The organism is Klebsiella sp. Lac1 (assembly GCF_009825425.1).
Lineage (GTDB): Bacteria > Pseudomonadota > Gammaproteobacteria > Enterobacterales > Enterobacteriaceae > Klebsiella > Klebsiella electrica.
Genome location: NZ_VJZJ01000001.1, coordinates 2,953,598 through 2,973,352, shown reverse-complemented (window position 1 = coordinate 2,973,352; position 19,755 = coordinate 2,953,598). Strand labels below are relative to the sequence as shown.

Sequence of the window (19,755 nt, the reverse complement as noted above, 5' to 3'; positions counted from 1 at the left end):
ATGCAGATTTGCATGATGGATTACGGCAACCTGTCGGCGGATGGCAAAACGGCGTACCTGAAATGCTACGGCATCGGGACGTTTGAAGTGCTGACGGGCGTGGATTTTTATATCAATAATCCTGACTGTGCCGACCATGAAAATGCTGCTATCCCGCCGGGGACATACTGGGTCACCGACCGGCCTGCCGGCAGCTTGTACAACCGAGTCCGGGCAGAGGCGATTGATGCCTGGCATGGTTACCGAAATCATCATTCCGAATGGTTTGCCCTTTTCAGCGATAAAACTAAAAGAGACGGCATCATGGTGAATGGCCTGAACCGTACAGGATTTCGTCTTCATCCTTTGAACAGCGATGGTTCAGGTGAATCCTGGGGCTGTATCACCCTGCGCCGGTTCAGTGATTTTCAGCATCTGCGACGTCTGCTACTGCAGAGAGGAACCTTCCCGGTTCCTGGCGGCAATGGTCTGAAGGCCTATGCCCGTATCGATGTGCGTGGCACCCCGGACTACAACCAGTGCGATAAAGAGACCGAAGAAAGAAAAGAGGCTGAGAAACGCCGGACACAGCAGGCTCTGAAAAAGCGAGCGGAGAATGTCGAATGAAAATCCTGCTGTTTATTGTGCTGTTCTGGGGCGGGATCCACTTCATTCCCGATGCATGGATTGCGGGTTTTGTGAAAGCCCATATCCCGATTAGTGGTGACGGAGAAGAAGCGATGGACAGCTTTGAGATGCATATCATCGTGATTAAAACATCGTTGTGTGCTGCCGGGGCGTTCCTCCTGATGAAGCTGCTTTTCTGGATGAAAAATCACCAAAAAAAATAATCTCTTTCTCACTTCCTGTGCCAAATGCTGGCCCGCGCCAGCCCTGACGGAATAACCGAATACACAATGGAGTCAACGCCATGAGCCTGACGGATACCCTGAACACGATGGTGACCACCGTCACCGGAAAAGCCCTGAACCGCTACCGCCTCGATATCCCTTCCTGTACGGCCGATATCGACGTGGAGGACTTCAGTGGTTCAGAAGCGATGAGCGAGCTTTACAGCTACACCATCAACTTCACCAGTGCCGACAAGAACATTGATGCCCGCCAGATGATGAGTAAGCCTGCGACACTGACCATGGGGGCCGGCAATCTGCTTTCCCTGGCGGATCGCAAGGTGGTTCACGGGGTGGTGACGCATTTCGAGCGTACCGGAGGTTCTGCAGATGAAGCGCAGTACTGCATTGTGCTGGAGCCGTTTCTGGCGCTGCTGGGCAATCAGTTCCGCACTCACCGCTTTTTCGTCAACAAGTCAGTACCAGAAGTGGTTGCAGAGGTGCTCACGGAGCATGGCCTGAAAGGCTGGGAGTATGAGTTCACGCTCAAAGCCGACTATCCAAAGCGTGAGCAGATTAACCAGTACCAGGAAAACGACCTCGCCTTCATAGAACGTCTGCTGGCGGAGGTGGGGATTTTTTACTTCTTCACCCTGCAGCCCGACACCCAGACCGAAGTGGTGCACTTTGCGGACAAGCAGAGCGCGTGGACGTTTGGTAAAAAGCTCCCGCTGAACAGCCCGTCAGGGGCGAATGACAATGCGGCGGATTCGGTGTGGGACGTGCATGTCTGGCATAACGTGGTGGAACGTTCAGTCACTGCCAGCGACTATAACCACCGCGAAGCCCAGAACGTCCTGACGTCCGTTCCGGCGGATATGACCCGCGGTGACGGGGAAGGGAATACCTACGGCGATGTGTACCATTATCGCCCGCGTCACCTTGAACGTGGCGACAAAATCACGCCGACGGCAGAAACAGGTAACTTCTGGGCACGCCTGGAGCATGAACGCTACCTTTCCACTCAGACCACTGTAACTGGCAGCAGTACCGACCATACCCTGGGCCCGGCTCAGGTGCTGACTATCACTGAAACGGCTATCCCCCCGACGCTGCCGCGTGAAACCGAAAACGGTCTTGTCATCATCAGCGCCGGTTACTCCGCCAGCCGTCAGAACGCGCTGAAGGTGGAATGGGCGGCCATGCCGTACTACGAGAACCGCTGCTGGCGTCCTGCTGCTAAAAAGCGCCCGGTGGTCAGCGGCACCCTGACGGCACGAGTGACCAGCGCCAAAGATAACGACATCTACGCCTGGCAGGATGCATCAGGCATGTACCGGGTGAAATTTGATGCTGATCGCGACGATAAACGACAGGGCATGGAAAGTATGCCGGTACGTTTTGCCAAACCTTACGGTGGTGACAAGTACGGCTTCCACTTCCCGTTGATACAGGGCACTGAAGTCGCCATCGCGTTCCATGAAGGCGATCCGGATCGTCCGTATATCGCTCACGCCCTGCACGACTCCCGTCACGTTGACCATGTCACTGAACTGAACAGCACGCGTAACGTTATCCGCACAGCTGGCCTGAGCAAGCTGCGGATGGAGGACAAGCGCGGCGAAGAGCACGTTAAGCTCAGCACAGAGTATGGGGGTAAGACCCAACTTAATTTAGGGCACAATGTAGACGCTTCCAGGAAACTTCGCGGCGAAGGTGCTGAGCTTCGTACTGACCGACACGTTTCTATCCGGGGTGGTGCCGGGGTGTTTATCACTGCAGATAAACAGCCGTTTGCCGGGGACAAGATGCTTTCCATGCAGGAGGCGATAGCCCAGCTTGAGAATGCACTGAGTATTGCCCGAAGCATGTCAGATGCAGCTGAAACCGCGCAGGCACTTCCTGCAGATATACAGAGCCAGGTGAAGTTGAGTGATGCCCTCAAAGATCTGGTGCAGCCAGGCATGGTGTTGAATGCACCAGAAGGCGTGAGTATCACCAGTCCGCAGGCAGTGCGTATGGCCTCGGGAAGCGCCAGCGTCGGGATTATGTCACAACAAAACACTGACATCAGTGCACTTAAGCGTTTTACGGTAGCTGCGGGTGAAGCCGTGAGTATGCTGGCCCGTAAGGCTGGGATGAAACTCTTTGCTGCTAAGGGCAAAGTAGAAATTCAGGCTCAGGATGATGCGCTTGATGCGATAGCCAAAAAGGATGTGACCGTAACCAGCACGGAAGGGCGGGTCGAAATCACAGCGGCGAAAGATGTTGTGCTGAAAAATCTGGATGGGTCTTTCATTCAGCTACAAGGTAAAAACATTATTTTGGGTTGTGAAGGTAATATTCTGTGGAAATGTGCCAATGCGCAGAAAATGGGTAGTGTAAGCATGAGTAGTGTTATGCCCCAGTTTCCATCTGGATATAGTGGGAAATTCACGGCATCGTCTGATGCAGGTGTTCCAGTTGCAGCTGCGGCATATATGTTGACATCGAGTAATGGGCAGAAATTATTTGGTAGAACAGACGAGAACGGTGAAACAGTCCCAGTTTACTCATCAAACCCGAATGAGCCTTTTGAACTTGAAATGATTCAAAGTGATTATTGGTACGATAGTGAGAATATTGTGGATAGAGTACATTGTTCATCATTTTCAGATATGTCATTCCAGGATGATGGTTGTCAATGCAGTGATTGTGAGGGAAATAAAAGTGCGTGATATGACTTTAAAGTTTAAATTATTGTTATGCATGTTGCCGGCTCCATTTTTTTCTTTTGCAAGTGGCACATGGAATGCTAAATCAGCACAAATGCAATGTGGCTCAGCTTTGGTAAAAGTCAGTGCTGAATGCCAGGTGAATCAGAAAAGCCCAACGGAGAATATATGCAAAAATTACCAGTTGGAAATAAAAAACGGCACGAATAATAAAGACTTTTCTTTGCCATACATCCCGAATAGCCAAAAAGTCCTCCTGGAAGGACAGGGTTATTCCTTTAATGATGTAGTTAAGCCTGGTGATTGGGTCCCCTCCACAATGAAATGCTATGATAATGAAAACATTGTGATCGGATACCATCTAGGGTTGGATGAAGAGGAGAGCGTAAAGGGTTCATTGTTGTCCTATATTGACGCCCCATTTATTGATCTTTCAGGTAACTTTATTACAGGTAACAAGCTTTCTGAGCTTAGATCTCGAGAGATAAAAAAACCATATGACAATACGAATATAGACTTTATTAGCAATCGCTGAGGTATGGTATGTCTGATTTATATGAGTATTTAAATGCCAAGAAGGGAAAAGCATATTTTGATGATCAGATTAAGCCATTTTCGCTAATCTCACTCTATCCGGATATAGATACATCCCGAAAGCTAAGAGGTAACAGCCGTACAACAGGAGATGCTGATAAAGATGTTCAAGATGCTATTATAGATATGATTATTACCATAGCTGTCCGCTATGGATTAAGTTATAAAGAGATATCATATATTTTATTAACAACTAAAGTCGAGTCCGGGTTTAACCCCGATGCGGCAGCAGGGACTACTAGTGCAGCTGGTTTAGCACAAGGAACAGTTGGTTTTATCAAAGATGCATTGACACAATCTGAAGACATTCTTGGTTTTCAGCTAGATCTTCGTAATGAAGAAGTTTTTGATGCTGAGAAAGGATGTTATGCGGTAATTTATTCATTTTTACTCAACAAGTCTAAGGTAATGGAGAGTTACACATCAGATCAAAGTGAATATTGGGAATGGCTTTATTTGTTGCATCATGATGGTGCCTATAGCTTAGGGAAATATCTGGATGGTACGCGTAAGAAAAGTGCAGATGGCAAGAAGTGGGCACTGTATATAACTAAGCATTTATCAGTTGTGGAAGGATTACTAAAAAATACTGAAGTTAATACTAAATTTAAACTGTCTACGGGAAATAACACAGCATTCAAAAACAAAAATTATATTGCTGCAATCTCTCCATTTCCAAGTTCAACATGCCCAAATTTAGTGTCAGACTATGAGAAATCTCTGGTTTTTATCACAGGCGTGACTGATGAAAACGGGATGACTGAATCAGTCAATGCTATCGCAGGTTCAGAAATTGTGTTTACTATTCTTGCTGATAATTACAAAGAATTAGCTAAAGCAACTGGTGGAAAAGACACCGATGAAAAGCATAAGACTCTAACTTATACCGTTAAGAAAGGTGACACTTTATCAGCAATAGCTAAGAGCCATGGCGTATCAGTTGAGAAGCTAGCAAGAGTTAATAAGATTCATAACGTAAACATGTTACGCGTGGGTACTAAATTGAAAATACCTGTAGGTAATCAAAATCATGGGTATGTTAGCCGCTATGTTTCTGAACAAACCAAAAAAGAGATTCTCAAAAATGTTGGAGTTGAAAATGCTAATGCTAAAGCGGCCATAGAGTATTCAAGAAGTCATATCGTGTTGCCTAAAGGAAGTAAATCTGCGGACTCAGAAAAAAAAGACAATGTAATTCACATTAAAACTACGACAACCGATAAATCTGTTAATAGTAGAACTGGAAAAGAGCCTGAGAAACATCAAACAGATACGCAGGGAACATCTAAAAAAATTGAAACAAATGCTGATTTCGTACCAGTACTGATTTTTGATAAAGGCAATAGTGATAAAAACAGAGTAAGCAGTAAAACTAAAGAAATTTTAATAAACATAGCTAAAAGTGCAGGGATTCACAAGGTTCACATTACCAGTACTCTAAGGACACCTTTGGAACAAGCGCAGGCGATGTATTCTAATGCTAAAAATTTAGGTGTGGATTCTCAGCATCATTACAAACCAGCTGGCTGGAAAGTAATTCAGGCAGGTGTGGCTGCAGGCATAGAAGATCGCAATAAAGCCATTCAGGCAATGGTTGATGAAATTAATACTCTTATGAGTGACGGGCAAGTAGTATCAAGACATTGCGTTAGTGAGGAAATATATGCGCAAAGAAATGTGGTCGACATTAGCAAGTCAAGGATGAATAAACTCGCGAAACCCTTTGATAAAGCAGTTAAAGCGTACATGAAAAGTAATGATGATATCTATTATATAAGTCCTTATGCTTATAACGGTGAGCCCGTTTTCCATTTGGAGGTGAGACAATGAATATAAGACTCATGCTTGTTTTTATTGTAACTCAGTTCCCTTTTTATGTTAATGCAAATATTTTAACAAATGGAGTTTATTATTCTAAATGGGTTTACTCAGAAAACAATATGGAAAAAGTGTATCCAATACTGTCTAATAAATTTAATCGCGATAAAAATGGGGTGTACTTACTTCCAGATAATGCGTCAATAATTGGTGATGAAATTTATCTACGAGTATCGGATGATACTGTAAATATATATTACAGGCAAGTGAATGATGATGGGGGCGTTGTGACAATCGGTCGTGGTGATGTCGATATTTTGGATGGTGTCTTCAGCATAAAAAACAATATATCAAATACTTTCTTTGATGGTAAGATTCCACCTGGGAAATTCTATATCAATTATGATTTTTCAGGGAGGGACACTTCTCCCGCCCAAAAGGAAATTATTCCTTTCAAGGTTGAAAGGCCTGATGCCTTTAGCGTAGATTGCAAAAAATATTTAAAGATAAATGGTTATTATGAAAATGGACTCCCTGATTACACGGAGGATGATATTTCATACAATACAAATATATTTGCAACCGATTCAGGAATTTGCGGCCTATTGCTTAATGATGACAATGTTCGGCAAATAAAAGAAGGGCGAATTCTTTTTGAAAAAATTCAATGAAACTTCTGCTTCTTGAGCTTGATCTTTCGACCAGTTAAATATTCTAGGGGATATTATGTCCAAAGGATTTGTATTGCTAGGAGATAAAACTACTCACGGTGGTGAGGTTATATCTGCATCTTCGACCATGATTGTGAACGGAAAGAAAGTAGCTCTTGTTGGCGACGAAATTAATTGCCCTGTTGAAGGGCATGGTGTTAATGCCATTATTGAAGGATCACCAGAATGGATCTCTGATGGCAAGTCTGTTGTTGTGGATGGCTGCAAATGTGAATGTGGTTGCCATGTTATCTCAAGTGCGCCGGATTGTTCAGTAGGATAAGTTATGAGCTGGGAGCGTCAGAAAGCCACAATTACTACAGAGCCAGAAGAACCGTCTCTGGTCATCTGGCTGATTGCAGGTCTTGTTGCTGTAATTGCTGGAGTGCTGCTCTTTGTCCTCCATGCCAATCAGTTTCTGGGTGAATTGCAAAAATTCAACCTCTGGATTGTTTCTGGGAGTCCTATTTTAATCTGGTTCATTACGATTTGTCTTCGTGGCTGGATGTATAACCATGCAATGGACCGTCATCAGTTTGAATCCGATGAGGCAGATTATGTTCAGCAGCAATGGATTTCCTGGGCTGGACGTTACCTGGCAGTTATGTATAGTCGGGTTATCCTGCCTGATGAATTGACGCCATCCATATTTCTGCAGGCTCCCAAAGATCGAGAGCAGGGTAGTTCTTTTAGTCGGGGAATAACGTTACCTGCAGGCGAAGATGTTTTTTCAGTATTGATTGGGGGCCTGGATATATCAGAATTACAGCGCTTATCTGACCTCCCTTTCCACGCAACCTTACTGACTGATTCACACGATCCTGATGAGACATTGCAGAGAGAATTTTCAGCATGCTGGCTCCAGTTAGTTGGACAGGCGTATCCCGTACCATTACTGACGATTTTTAAAGACCGGGCCTTCGATTGGGTGGGCGATCGCCTAAAAGCCCCTATTCTGGATGTTGAGCTTCTGTTGGTTCACCAGACTCAGGGAGGGAATGAGTACAGTGATTCGCTCTCGGCTTTAATGTTGACCTCTGATGATGTAGCAACGAAGTATCAGCTAAACCATCACGCTCGCCTGCTTCGGCCTATGTCGCTTGAATCAGCCCAAATGCTGAGTGAAGAGCTCGATACCTTTTTCTCAACCCAGTCACAGGCTATTGCTGCGCATGCAATAGTGGGCGACAGCATGAAGTGGGGGGGTGATTTTTCCACTCTTCTGGCCAGTGCAAAACAATATGAAGGTAATTGGAAACCTCAACAGTGCCACTGGCTGGAAAAGTATGCCGGACTTAGCGGCCCTTTCTCACCCTGGATCATGGCTGCTGTCGTCAGCGATATTGCTGCGCTGACAAAAGAAGATTGCCTGATGCTTTCGGGTGACAAAGAGCTGCGTTTTATAAATACCGTAACTACAGGGAATCAGATAAATGGCGAAGGATAGTTCAGTGTGGCGTGGTAACTGGGGACGCCTCAGTATTACCGTACTCATTACTGCCGCGATCGGATTGGCCATCTGGAAAAAGGGTGATGCATTCGGACTTACCAGCAATGGACTAAAGTTGCTGGGATTTGTGGCGGCGATAATCCTTCTGTTGCTTGTCCGTCATAGCAAAACCATTAGCCTAGCAATTAAACAACAGTGGTCTCGTTTTCAGGCGAAACGTAAAAGTGTCCTGCCTGCCGATGAGGGGCGCGTCAAGCAGACCGCACCACGCAATATCACCGTCGACACTATCCGCCTCGCCATGCGCAACCTCTACGGTCGGCGCTGGGGCAGTAAAACACGCATCCTGCTGATAACCGGCACCGTCGCTGAGGTTGAGCAACTGACCCCTGGCCTGACAGACCAGCTCTGGCAGGAAGACCGCGGCACGCTGTTGCTGTGGGGCGGTGACCTCAATACGCCAGCAGACAGTGCCTGGCTGAAGGCACTGCAAAAGCTGCGCCGCCGTCCGGTGGATGGTCTGGTATGGGTTACCTCGGCTTTTGACCAGCTCTCAGCGCCAGGACTGAAGCAGCCGCTGCCGGTACCGTCTGAAAGCACCATGGATTCCCTGTCTCATGCCATCAGTGCGCGTATGGATGAACTGGGCTGGAAACTTCCCCTGTATGTCTGGTCCCTGCATCCACGCTCCGGAAAGCCGGAAGGCCGGATTGTGCAGGCCACTGGCTGTTTGCTGCCTGCTGGATGCAGTCCTGAAACGCTGGCTGAACAGTTTGCAGCCCTGACGTCCGGGCTGACCTCGCAAGGTCTGCAGCAGACCTGCGGCGAGGTTAAACATCACTTCTTACTGACGCTTGCCGACCAGATTATTCGCGAACCACAGAGCGTGACCGCTCCGCTGTCGGTGATGCTCAATCCGTACCGCCCGCTACCGCTGGCAGGGGTGGTGTTCAGCCAGCCTTCTGCCGATGCTGAACGTGCCGTGCCGCACCACTGGGGCATGGATAAGCGCTGGGATGTTCTGCCTGAGTCCGTCCGGACGCTTCCTGCCGGACTGCGTCCGCGTAAACCGGGCATTCCGTGGCGCAGGGTAATGGCATCGGCTGTCGCCCTGGCGATGGTGGCATGGGCCGTGTGGATGAGTATCGCGTATGTCACCAACCGCAGTCAGATTGATGGCGCGAATGCCCAGGCCGCACTTGCCACCCGACAGAATCAGCCCCTGGAACAGCGCCTGCATGCTCTGTCTGAACTGCAGAAAACCCTGGCCCGTCTGCAGTACCGCGCTGAGCATGGTGTGCCATGGTACGAGCAGGCCGGACTGAGTCAGAATAATGCCCTGCTGGCCGCACTCTGGCCACGTTATCAGGACAGCGCCCTGCCGCTGTTGCGGGATGCGGCCGCTGACCATCTGCAGAAACAGGTCAGTGCCTTTAATGCGCTGCCGCCGGGCAGCCCGCTGCGTGAGCAGATGGCAAAAAATACCTATGACCAGCTCAAACTGTACCTGATGCTGACCCGTCCGGAACATATGGACGCCAACTGGTTCAGTTCGGCACTGTTGCGCGACTGGCTGAAGCGTGATGGCGTGAAAGACGGCGTCTGGCAGGGGATGGCCCCGTCACTGCTGTCGTTTTATGGCGCGCAGTTGGCGACCCATCCGCAGTGGAAGCTATGGGCAGATGAGAGCATGGTCAGTCAGGCCCGCTCGCTGCTGGTTCGCCTGATGGGCATGCGCAACAGTGAATCGACCCTCTACCAGAAAATGCTCTCTGAGGTGGCGCATCTGTATGCCGATATGCGTCTCGAAGATATGGCTGGCGATACCGATGCTGCTCGCCTGTTCAGCACCACCGAAATCGTGCCGGGGATGTTTACCCGTCAGGCATGGGAACAAGCGGTGCAGCCTGCCATTGAGAAAGTGGTGAAGGCGCGCCGGGATGAGCTTGACTGGGTGCTGACTGACAGCAAGCATCAGGTGAATACACAGGATGAGAGGTCCCCGGAAGCGCTGAAAAATCGACTGACGGAGCGTTACTTCGCCGATTTTAGCGGGGCGTGGCTGGCGTTCCTCAACAGTCTGCGGCTTCGCGAAACTGCCACGCTGTCGGACTCCATTGACCAACTGACTCTGATGGCCGACGTGCGTCAGTCACCTCTGGTGGCGCTGATGAACACCCTGAACGTGCAGGGGCGTACCGGGCAAACCGGCGAAGCGATTTCGGACTCTCTGGTGAAATCGGCGAAAAATCTGCTGGGCGGTGATAACAAGGGGGCTATTGACCAGCGTGCCGGTGTCTATGGCCCGCTGGATGCGACCTTTGCCCCGGTGCTGGTGCTGATGGACAAGAATCGCACGGGGGCACAGGAGCAGAGCCTGCAGTCATACCTGACTCGCGTGACGCAGGTGCGTCTGCGTCTGCAGCAGGTGACCAATGCTACCGACCCGCAGGCGATGACCCAGGCCATTGCTCAGACCGTATTTCAGGGTAAAGCGGTGGACCTGACCGAAACCCGTGACTACGGTAGTCTGATTGCCGCCGGTCTGGGCCAGGAGTGGAGCGGTTTTGGTCGCACAGTATTTGTTAACCCAATGGAGCTGGCCTGGCAGCTGGTACTGACCCCGGCGGCCGACAGCCTCAATGCCCAGTGGCAACAGGCAGTGGTTGCTGAGTGGAACAGTGCCTTTGGTGGACGCTATCCGTTTAACAACTCCGGCAGTGACGTATCACTACCGCTGCTGGCTAAATACCTCAATGCAGATTCCGGGCGTATCGCCCGGTTCCTGCAGACCCGCCTGAAAGGTGTTCTGCACAAGGAAGGCAACCACTGGGTGCCGGACAGTATCAACTCGCAGGGGCTGGCCTTTAACCCGGCGTTCCTCAATGCCATCAACACCCTGAGCCATATCTCGGATGTGGCCTTCACCGAAGGTAATGCTGGCATGAACTTCGAGCTGCGTCCGGGTACCGCCGATGGCGTGATGCAGACCGATATGATTATCGACAGCCAGAAGCTGACCTACGTGAACCAGATGCCCGTATGGAAACGCTTCAGCTGGCCTGCTGATACGCAAGCGCCCGGCGCGAACCTGAGCTGGATAAGCACTCAGGCCGGAACCCGCCAGTATGCGGACATTCCGGGTGCCTGGGGCTGGATCCGCCTGCTCGATAAGGCCGTGGTCAGCGCTTACCCGGGTGTTGGCAGCAGCTACAGTCTGAGCTGGAAAGCCCAGGACGGTCGCACGCTCAATTACACCCTGCGTACCGAAGCGGGTGAGGGGCCGCTGGCGCTGCTGAAACTGCGTAATTTCCGCTTGCCGGAGACTATCTTCAGCACAACGGTAGCGCCAGACACAGTCGCCAGCGCGGCCAGTGATACGGAGGAGGTCTACTGATGAGCACGCTGAATGCTTTACTGAGCGCCTGCCAGGCTGAGCAGGCGCCACTGCTTACTGCTACCCGTGAACGTGTGGCGCAGTGGGATAGCTGGCTGCAGCCGCTGTCTGGTTCATCGCCCGTTGGCGAAGATCCGGGATATGATGATGACTTCCAGCAGATGCGTGAGGAGGTCAACAAACTCTCCGGGGCAGACACAGAGCTTATCTGCCGTCTGGCGGAGAAGCAACTGACCACCACCGCCAAAGACATTCGTGTAGCCACCTACTACTGCTGGGCAAAGCTGCACCGCGAAGGCGAGCGGGGTCTGGCTGAAGGCCTTGAACTGTTGGCCGGGTTGATAGAACGTTTCGGCGCGCAACTTCATCCACAGCGTGACCGTAGCCGTAAGGCGGCACTGGAATGGCTGGCTGGATCGCGCATGACCGACTCTCTTTCTCTGTATCCGGAAGTGGTCAGGAGCGATGCTATACGTACCACCGGGGCTCTGTTGCTGATAGCCGGGCTTAGTGAAAATGAGCCGGATGAAACACGGCCGGAACTCAATGCGCTGTATGGTGCGCTGGAAAATCGTCTGCAGAAAGCGGGCGGCGTGGATGCGGTGGTGCCGCAAAACGCCAGTACCAGCGAAGCGTATTTCACAACCAGCCACAGTGATGCCCCGGCCATCGGGCGTATCACCTCCGGCCAGGATTTACTGGCGCAGGCCCGCACGCTCACCGAATACCTGCGCGAACAGCCGGACGGCTGGTTGTCAGCACACCATCTGATGAAGAGCCTGCGTCACGATACCCTGCGGGCTATCCCGGCTCCTGATGCCCAGGGTCGTACACGCATCGAACCGCCAAGGGCGGACCAGCGTGCGCTGCTTAAGCGCCTGTATCTGCAGCAGAACTGGGCCGAGATGCTGGAAACGGCAGACAGCACCTTTTCCCGTGGCGCCAATCATCTGTGGCTGGATTTGCAGTGGTACATCCATCAGGCGCTGACTAAATCCAGCCAGCAGACGTTGGCTGACATTGTCACCGCCGATCTGAAAGGGCTGTTATCACGACTGTCCGGGCTGGAGACGCTGGCGTTCAGTGACGGTACCCCGTTTGCGGATGAAGTGACGCTGAACTGGATCCAGCAAACTGTGCTGGACACCGTCGGCGGGTGGGGCAATGACACACCATCAGCCCCGGTAACCTCCGGTAACGATGACATTCTGGCTCTGGAGCCGGAAGCCGTGGTGCTGGCGGACAGTGAAGGTCCGGATGCGGCGCTGGCCTGGTTACAGAACCGTCCGGGCGTCACGACTGCGCGGCAACAGTGGCTGCTACGCCTGCTGATGGGACGTATTGCTGAGCAGTACGGTAAAAATGACCTGGCGGTGCACCTGTTTGCAGAACTGGGTGAACGGGCCCGTGAAGTGACCCTCAGCAACTGGGAGCCTGAGCTGCTGTTTGAGGTCCAGGCCCGCCATCTGAAACTCCTGCGTCTGAAAGCTGGTCGCAGTGAGGCTGATAAGACCCGCCTTACACCGGTAATGGACCAGCTACTTGCCGGGCTGATCGCTGTCGATCCTGCCCGTGCCGCCGTGCTTTGCGGTTAAATCCACAGGAACAAAAATAAATGGAAGATTTGACCCTGCGTTATTACGACGCGGAAATGCGCTACCTGCGCGAAGCGGCGAAAGAGTTTGCCCGGACTCACCCTGACCGGGCCGCGATGCTGGACCTGGATAAGGCTGGCACACCCGATCCGTATGTCGAGCGCCTGTTTGAAGGCTTTGCCTTCTCCATGGGACGGCTGCGGGAGAAGATTGACGACGACCTGCCGGAACTGACCGAAGGGCTGGTCAGCATGCTCTGGCCACACTACCTGCGTACCATTCCGTCACTCTCGGTGGTGGCGTTCACCCCCGCGCTTCAGGCCGTGAAGATGGCAGAAGTGATGCCCGCAGGGCTGGAAGTGTATTCCCGCCCGGTGGGGCCGAAAAACACGGTCTGCCGCTACCGTACCACCCGGGATGTGATGCTCAACCCGCTGAATATCTCAGGGGTGACCATGAGCACCGAACCTGACGGGCGTTCACTGTTGCGGATGCGCTTTGCCTGCAGCAGTCAGGCCGACTGGTCCCATGCTGACCTCAGCCACCTGAGTCTTTATCTCGGGGCAGAAGCGCCCGTCAGCAGCCAGCTGCACCTGATGCTGACCAGACGGCAGGCGGCCCTTTATATGCGCCTGCCCGGGCAGACCGACCGCATACGGCTTGACGGGTACTTCTCACCGGGCGGGTTTGCGGAGGAAGACGGTCTGTGGCCGAAAGGCGATACCGCGTTCAGCGGCTACCAACTGCTGCTGGAGTACTTCACCTTCCGCGACAAGTTTATGTTTGTCCACCTCAATGGTCTTGACGGTATGACGCCGCCTGCCGGGGTAGAGTACTTCGATATTGAAGTGGTTTTCAGTACGCCGTGGCCATCTGACCTGCCGGTCACCGATGACGCGGTTCGTCTTCACTGCGTGCCGGTGATTAACCTGTTCACCCTGGAAGCCGACCCGCTCACCATCACCGGACTTGAAAGTGAATATCTGTTGCGGCCCAAACGGTTGCAGGACGGGCACACCGAGATTTACGCCGTGGATTCGGTTACCGGCTCCAACCGGACCATTGACGCGGAGTATGTCCCGTTCAGCAGCTTCCGCCACAAAGGCGGGATGATGCGTCGTCATGCGCCGCCCCGGTATTACCACACCCGTGTAAAGCGCAGTGTGACCGGGCTGTATGACACCTGGCTTATCCTGGGCGGCCATCAGTGGGAAAATGACCGGCTTGTCGACCGCGAAGCCGTATCGCTGCAAATCACCGGCACCAACGGCCAGCTACCGCGCCGGGCGCTACAGAGTACGCTCCTTGACCGCTGTGAGCAGATAGTCGATACGCCGCTCTCGGTACGCAATCTCTGCAAGCCCACGCTGCCGGTCTATCCCCCTGCGGAAGACCGTTTCCACTGGCGGATATTGAGTCACCTGGGCTCCGGGTTTCTGAACATGATGAGCACGGCCGAAGTGCTGCGCGGGACGCTTGCGCTGTACAACTGGCCGGAAGATGAACTCAACACCCGGCGGCTGGAGGCGATTCAGCATGTGAAACACCACCGCCTGCAGCGGTTCGAGCAGGGCTACCTGCTGCGGGGGCTTGATATTGAGGTCACCCTCGACAGCGGCGGGTTTATCGGCGAGGGCGATATTCACCTGTTCGGCGAAATGCTCAACCGCTTCTTCGCGCTCTATGCCGACATGAACCAGTTTAACCAGCTCACCCTTTTCATTCAGCCAGAAGGAAAATGCATCCGGTGGAAAGAGAACCACAGTCCGCGCCTGCCCGGCTGATAGCGCAGCTGGGTGACCGGCTACCGTACATGAATTTTTACCGTTTCTGTCAGCTGCTGGAGCGGAGTCAGCCAGATAAACCGGTCGCCGGCAGCAACTGGCAGGTGCGCCATGAGCCGGTGCGCTTCCGGCCACATCCGGGAATGGGCTTCCCGGCCGCCGAAATCAAAGGCGTAGAATTGCCGGAGCATCCGCACCTGCCACCCACGGTACGCATCACCTTTATGGGGCTCTACGGCGTGGAGTCGCCGCTGCCGACGCACTATATCGATGACATTACTCAGCGGCGGGAAGGGTACGAGGCGGCTGCGGATTTCCTTGATATCTTCAACCACCGGCTGATTACCCAGTACTACCGCATCTGGCGTAAATACTCATATCCGGCGACCTTTGAGGAAGGGGGGAAGGATAAAACCTCGCAGTATCTGCTGGGGCTGGCAGGGCTCGGGATTGACGGTTACACAGACAGTATCGCCGCCCCGGCCTCACGCTTTCTGGCGCTGCTGCCGGTGATGCTGCTGCCGGGACGAACGGCAGAAGGCTTGGCCTCACTTGTGCGCCTGCTGGCACCTGACACACAGGCGAAAATCTGGCACCACGACAAACGCCGCGTGCCACTGAAAAAGCCACTGACCATGAGCGTCAGTCAGCCCGTCACCCTGACCAGCCGCCCGGTGATGGGCAATTATGCCACCGACGTAAACAGCCAGGTGCTGATGCGCCTGACCTCCACTAATCCGGAAGAAGTGCAGGGCTGGCTGCCCGGAGGAGAGCTGCACACAGACCTGATGGCGTTGCTGCATGTTTATCTGGGCTCGCGCCTCGATGTCCGCCTGCAGTTGTGTGTCGACCGCAGCCTGCTGCCGGACGCGACGATGAGCACGAAACCCAAAGCAGGCGCTGTGCAGCTGGGCCGCACTGCCGTGATGCGACCGCTGAATGCGGCTAAGACCGCATCACACCCCAAAACAATCACCATTAACCTGGGCCGCTATGAGCGGGTTCAGGAAAATCTTCACCGCAGGGAGACCGATGAACATGGCGAGTACCGCTGGTAAATTTCCTCTGGCTGCGCTGGTCGCCAGTATCACACTGATACTGGCGGGCTGTGGGCTGACCCAGAGCGTCACGGACGGCACTGTCGCCGTCACCAAATCGATTTTTTATAAACAGGTGAAAACGCTTCACCTCGATATTCGCGCCCGCGAGGCCGTAAACCATAATGCTGGCGGAGTGGCGCTGTCCACCGTGATACGTATCTACCAGCTCAAAGACCGCAATACCTTTGACAGCACGGACTATCCGTCGCTGTTCAAGGCTGACAGTCAGGCTATCAAAGCAGACCTGCTGACGGAGAAAGATATCCGCCTGCAGCCGGGTGGGGCGGTGATGGTCGATATGCCGCTGGAGGAAAGTGCGCAGTATGTGGCGGTGGCCGGCATGTTTATGTCGCCGGACCAGGTGAATAATACCTGGCGGGTGGTACTGAGCCGTGATGACCTCGATCCGGATAAAGCCCGTATCATCGAAGCAGGGAACAACCAGCTGATCCTTAAGGCGCTGAAAAATGAATGAGACTTCCCGTCCATCGTTGTATGAGACCCTCTTGGGTAATTTTACCGGCGGGCTTGCCCTGCAGCAGGTCAGTGAGCAGAACCAGGTCATCCTGTCCGTGCTCGACAATATGCAGCGCATCCTCAACTGCCGTGCCGGGACGCTGGCGCATCTGTCGGACTATGGCCTGCCGGATATGACCAAAATCCTCCAGGGGATGCCGGGCACTGCCCATGAACTGATGGGGACATTGTCTGCCGTCCTGCTCAAATATGAACCTCGCCTGAAAAAAATAGCCGTTGTCCTGCTGGAACAGAATGTCCCCGGTGAACTGCGCTATGCCATTGATGCTGAACTCAAAGGTATTGGTCTGGTGCGTTATGGCACCGAATTTATGCCCGAAGGGCGGGTCCTGTTGCGGCACCTGAAGCAACAGCAGTATCTCGACACGACAATCCGTATGTAAGGCCGGGTAGCACCATGTCAGTAAAATTACCGTGCCTCAAAAATCTTCCATAGCTTCAGACTCGTCAGATGGATATCTGGTCATGAATGACATTACCCCACATAAAATTAAAACCGGCGGCGATCCGCGTACCCTGCCGGATTATGCAGCCCTACGTGATGAGCTGAGTAAGCTGACCCACCCGGCACGCCCGGACGTCAACTGGCAGTATGCCGAAAGGCTCTGCCTTTCATTATTTGAACAAAACGGTGTTGAACTGCAGACGGCAGCCTGGTATACGCTTGCGCGGACGCATCTGGCCGGATTGTCTGGTTTGAATGAAGGACTGGCCATACTGGAGGCCCTGATCGGCCATCAGTGGGGCGCGCTCTGGCCTCAGCCTGTACATGCCCGTATGGAAATTCTCAGTGGCCTGAGTCAGCGTCTGCAGCAACGGATGCGCACACTCCTGCTGAATGACAGTGATCTCTGCCAGCTATATCGCGCGGAGCAGTTGCTTACCGGTCTCTGCGTCGTGCTACAGCGCCTGGAACTTAAACATCTGAGTCAGTTTGCTGCCTTGCGTACGCTGATGCACAACAATGCCGCCCGGCTGGAAAACAGTGATAACACCTCCGGTTGTGCCGGGGCGACCATCGAGCCGGGTATCGTGCTGCCTGCTACGGTAATGAATGGTTCAGGGGGCGCAACGAGCGACCTTGTCGGTCGTCCGCCTGAAGAGCGTCGCGCGCCGGATAGTACCGCGAAGTGGGTGTATGTCGCACAAGCAGAACAGCAGGCGAATATCGAAGTACAGGCGGCAATGCCCGCGCTGGTAAAAAAATCGCAATCCTTTGCCGCCGGGATGTGCACCATGCTGGTGGTAAGCGTAGCGACGGTGTGGGGTTGGCATACCCTGCTGCGGCCTGATCCACTGCAAACTCAGCTCGCAGCCTCACTGGCGCCGTTACCCGCAACACTCACACCTGCACAGCTGGATGCGTTGCGCCAGCGATCCTCGTTATCACCCGCGATAATCACACAAACGCAGCAGCAGCTTGCCCGACTGGACAAGCTCCCCCCTGACTGGAATATCGTCTGGAGCAGGCAGCTTCTGGAACAGGCTCAGACGCTTTGGCCGGAGCAGGCTAAACCTCTGGCGCAACAGTGGCAGCAACAACTTACTGCTGCTTCAATGCCGGCAGAAAATCTCAATGGCTGGTATCAGGGGATGACAACGCTACACAAACTGAGCGACAGGTTGAACGGGCTTGATGAGCAGAAAGGCAAATACATGACGGTCAGTGAGCTGAAATCGGTGGTCTTTTCCGCCATGCAGTCCTTTCATCAATCCATACCCGCTGAAGAGCAATTGCGGGCATTATCACAAACACCCGCTGGCAAACCTTTACCGGTTGCTGACAGGACGCAACTGGAGATGCATCTCAAGCAACTGGCTGCCCGTTATGCTGAAATAAAACAGCAGGCGTCGAAATAAAAATTATATTATTCAAGGGAGTTAGCGAACGGTGTCGGGTTGCGGCGAACGGCTAAGAAGTGTCCCCTGCAGGAATCGAACCTGCAACTAGCCCTTAGGAGGGGCTCGTTATATCCATTTAACTAAGGGGACGAAGCGGCGGGAGTATAGCGTTTTTTTCCTTGCCCGTTAAGCATCTATGGATTGACTGCTTAAACTGTCGCCACTTAAGGGTGTTTTTTGGCCTTGAGCCGCTCTTTTTTGGCGTTGCTCATGTCGTTACGAATCTGCGCATGACTGAGTAGCGCAAAAATAAACGTCCCGCCGCAAATGTTGCCAGCCAGCGTCGGCAGCGCGAAGGGCCAGATGAAGTCCTGCCACGGTAGCGAGCCGTTGAAGACCAGGTAGAAAATCTCGACGCTGCCGACCACAATATGGGTGGTATCAGCGAGCGCAATCAGCCAGGTCATCATGATGATCACCACAATTTTTGCCGCGCCGGCGGCGGGAAACATCCAGACCATGGTCGCCACCAGCCAGCCGGAAATAATCGCATTGGCGAACATTTCAGACGGCGTATTTTCCATGACCTTTAAACTGATCTCCTGAAACGCGCCGCGAGTGGCATCGTCAAAAATCGGCATCATATTAAAGGCCCAGGCCGCAATTGCCGTACCGACCAGGTTACCGATGAGCACCACGCCCCAGAGCCGTAACAGGAGGCCAATATTTCCGGGCGTCGGTTTATGCATGATGGGTAATACCGCGGTGACGGTATTCTCGGTAAACAGCTGCTGGCGAGCCATGATGACAATAACAAACCCGAAGGTATAACCCAGATTCTCCAGTAAAAAACCGCCGGGGAGCTCGCCCAGGTGGACATGGAAAATCCCTTTTGCCACCATCGATGCCCCCATCGACAGACCGGCGGCTACCGCTGACCACAGAAGAGCAAGGGCATCGCGCTCCAGCTCTTTTTCCCCTTCCTGACGGATCTCTTCATGGGTAGCCATCGCCCGCGAGGGCAGGCGCTCCTCGTTAACCTCAATCGGTTCGCCATCCTGTTTTTCATCGCTTTCAACCTCCACATCTTCGTTATGATGGCTGGCGTAAGGTTTGGGATCTGTCGTCATGGCATTTCCTCCTGCGTTTTTTTGTTCTCATAAGCGTAGCGATATTTCATCCGGCTGGCCCGGGATAACCTCCTGAATTTTTACTAATGGCAAGATTAGCAATACGGATATTGCAAAATATGTATAGAATCAGGGCGCAACAATTATGCCAAAGAAGGCTATGCTGAAAGCAGGCAGCAGATGCATCTGCTTCAGGCGGTATCGTAATGGAGGCGTAGTCCCCGGATTACCCACAGCAATAGCCAAAATTAACA

The 19,755-nt window shown here is 52.8% G+C and carries 16 protein-coding genes and 1 tRNA gene; 15 read left to right on the top strand and 2 right to left on the bottom strand.

Annotated features, from left to right (window positions below):
* The 15 genes from FNY10_RS14470 (at nucleotide 1) to FNY10_RS14400 (ending at nucleotide 18,389) form a co-directional block, all read left to right on the top strand.
* Nucleotides 1-606: a DUF2778 domain-containing protein gene (locus FNY10_RS14470; protein WP_100682840.1), complete on the top strand. Its 606-nt coding sequence runs from the start codon at nucleotides 1-3 to the stop codon at nucleotides 604-606.
* Complete coding sequence (locus FNY10_RS14465; protein WP_131048835.1) at nucleotides 603-830, top strand: hypothetical protein; 228 nt, start codon at nucleotides 603-605, stop codon at nucleotides 828-830. The genes FNY10_RS14470 and FNY10_RS14465 overlap by 4 nt, the downstream gene beginning before the upstream one ends.
* A gap of 80 nt (nucleotides 831-910) precedes the next feature.
* Entirely contained in the window at nucleotides 911-3,547 is a 2,637-nt protein-coding gene (locus tag FNY10_RS14460; protein WP_100682838.1) for a type VI secretion system Vgr family protein, read from the top strand.
* A gap of 1 nt (nucleotide 3,548) precedes the next feature.
* Nucleotides 3,549-4,079, top strand: a complete 531-nt coding sequence (locus FNY10_RS14455) for a hypothetical protein (protein WP_227521256.1) — start codon at nucleotides 3,549-3,551, stop codon at nucleotides 4,077-4,079.
* An 8-nt stretch (nucleotides 4,080-4,087) separates the two neighbouring features.
* Nucleotides 4,088-5,968, top strand: coding sequence for a LysM peptidoglycan-binding domain-containing protein (locus FNY10_RS14450; protein WP_160702942.1), 1,881 nt, complete (start codon nucleotides 4,088-4,090; stop codon nucleotides 5,966-5,968).
* Nucleotides 5,965-6,627, top strand: coding sequence for a hypothetical protein (locus FNY10_RS14445; RefSeq protein ID WP_160702940.1), 663 nt, complete (start codon nucleotides 5,965-5,967; stop codon nucleotides 6,625-6,627). The genes FNY10_RS14450 and FNY10_RS14445 overlap by 4 nt, the downstream gene beginning before the upstream one ends.
* 55 nt (nucleotides 6,628-6,682) lie before the next feature.
* Entirely contained in the window at nucleotides 6,683-6,949 is a 267-nt protein-coding gene (locus tag FNY10_RS14440) for a PAAR domain-containing protein (RefSeq protein ID WP_131048840.1), read from the top strand.
* Between the two features lie 3 nt (nucleotides 6,950-6,952).
* Nucleotides 6,953-8,113, top strand: a complete 1,161-nt coding sequence (locus tag FNY10_RS14435; RefSeq protein ID WP_160702938.1) for a hypothetical protein — start codon at nucleotides 6,953-6,955, stop codon at nucleotides 8,111-8,113.
* Nucleotides 8,100-11,513: an ImcF-related family protein gene (locus FNY10_RS14430; protein WP_160702936.1), complete on the top strand. Its 3,414-nt coding sequence runs from the start codon at nucleotides 8,100-8,102 to the stop codon at nucleotides 11,511-11,513. Before FNY10_RS14435 ends, FNY10_RS14430 begins: the two co-directional genes overlap by 14 nt.
* Entirely contained in the window at nucleotides 11,513-13,108 is a 1,596-nt protein-coding gene (tssA, locus tag FNY10_RS14425) for a type VI secretion system protein TssA (RefSeq protein WP_160702934.1), read from the top strand. The genes FNY10_RS14430 and tssA overlap by 1 nt, the downstream gene beginning before the upstream one ends.
* Before the next feature lie 20 nt (nucleotides 13,109-13,128).
* Nucleotides 13,129-14,892, top strand: a complete 1,764-nt coding sequence (gene tssF / locus FNY10_RS14420; RefSeq protein ID WP_160702932.1) for a type VI secretion system baseplate subunit TssF — start codon at nucleotides 13,129-13,131, stop codon at nucleotides 14,890-14,892.
* On the top strand, nucleotides 14,847-15,950 hold the full coding sequence (gene tssG / locus FNY10_RS14415) for a type VI secretion system baseplate subunit TssG (protein ID WP_160702930.1): 1,104 nt from the start codon (nucleotides 14,847-14,849) through the stop codon (nucleotides 15,948-15,950). The genes tssF and tssG overlap by 46 nt, the downstream gene beginning before the upstream one ends.
* The gene (tssJ, locus tag FNY10_RS14410; RefSeq protein ID WP_160702928.1) at nucleotides 15,931-16,467 is read left to right on the top strand and encodes a type VI secretion system lipoprotein TssJ; all 537 of its coding nucleotides are present in this window, start codon (nucleotides 15,931-15,933) and stop codon (nucleotides 16,465-16,467) included. Before tssG ends, tssJ begins: the two co-directional genes overlap by 20 nt.
* On the top strand, nucleotides 16,460-16,912 hold the full coding sequence (tssE, locus tag FNY10_RS14405; protein WP_160702926.1) for a type VI secretion system baseplate subunit TssE: 453 nt from the start codon (nucleotides 16,460-16,462) through the stop codon (nucleotides 16,910-16,912). The genes tssJ and tssE overlap by 8 nt, the downstream gene beginning before the upstream one ends.
* 82 nt (nucleotides 16,913-16,994) lie before the next feature.
* Nucleotides 16,995-18,389, top strand: a complete 1,395-nt coding sequence (locus FNY10_RS14400; protein WP_160702924.1) for a VasL domain-containing protein — start codon at nucleotides 16,995-16,997, stop codon at nucleotides 18,387-18,389.
* A 60-nt stretch (nucleotides 18,390-18,449) separates the two neighbouring features.
* Here the strand turns inward: FNY10_RS14400 and FNY10_RS14395 are convergent.
* Both FNY10_RS14395 and FNY10_RS14390 read right to left on the bottom strand, forming a co-directional pair.
* Nucleotides 18,450-18,521 (bottom strand) — tRNA-Arg (locus tag FNY10_RS14395).
* Between the two features lie 74 nt (nucleotides 18,522-18,595).
* The gene (locus tag FNY10_RS14390; protein WP_131048255.1) at nucleotides 18,596-19,501 is read right to left on the bottom strand and encodes a formate/nitrite transporter family protein; all 906 of its coding nucleotides are present in this window, start codon (nucleotides 19,499-19,501) and stop codon (nucleotides 18,596-18,598) included.
* Between the last annotated feature and the right edge of the window lie 254 nt (nucleotides 19,502-19,755).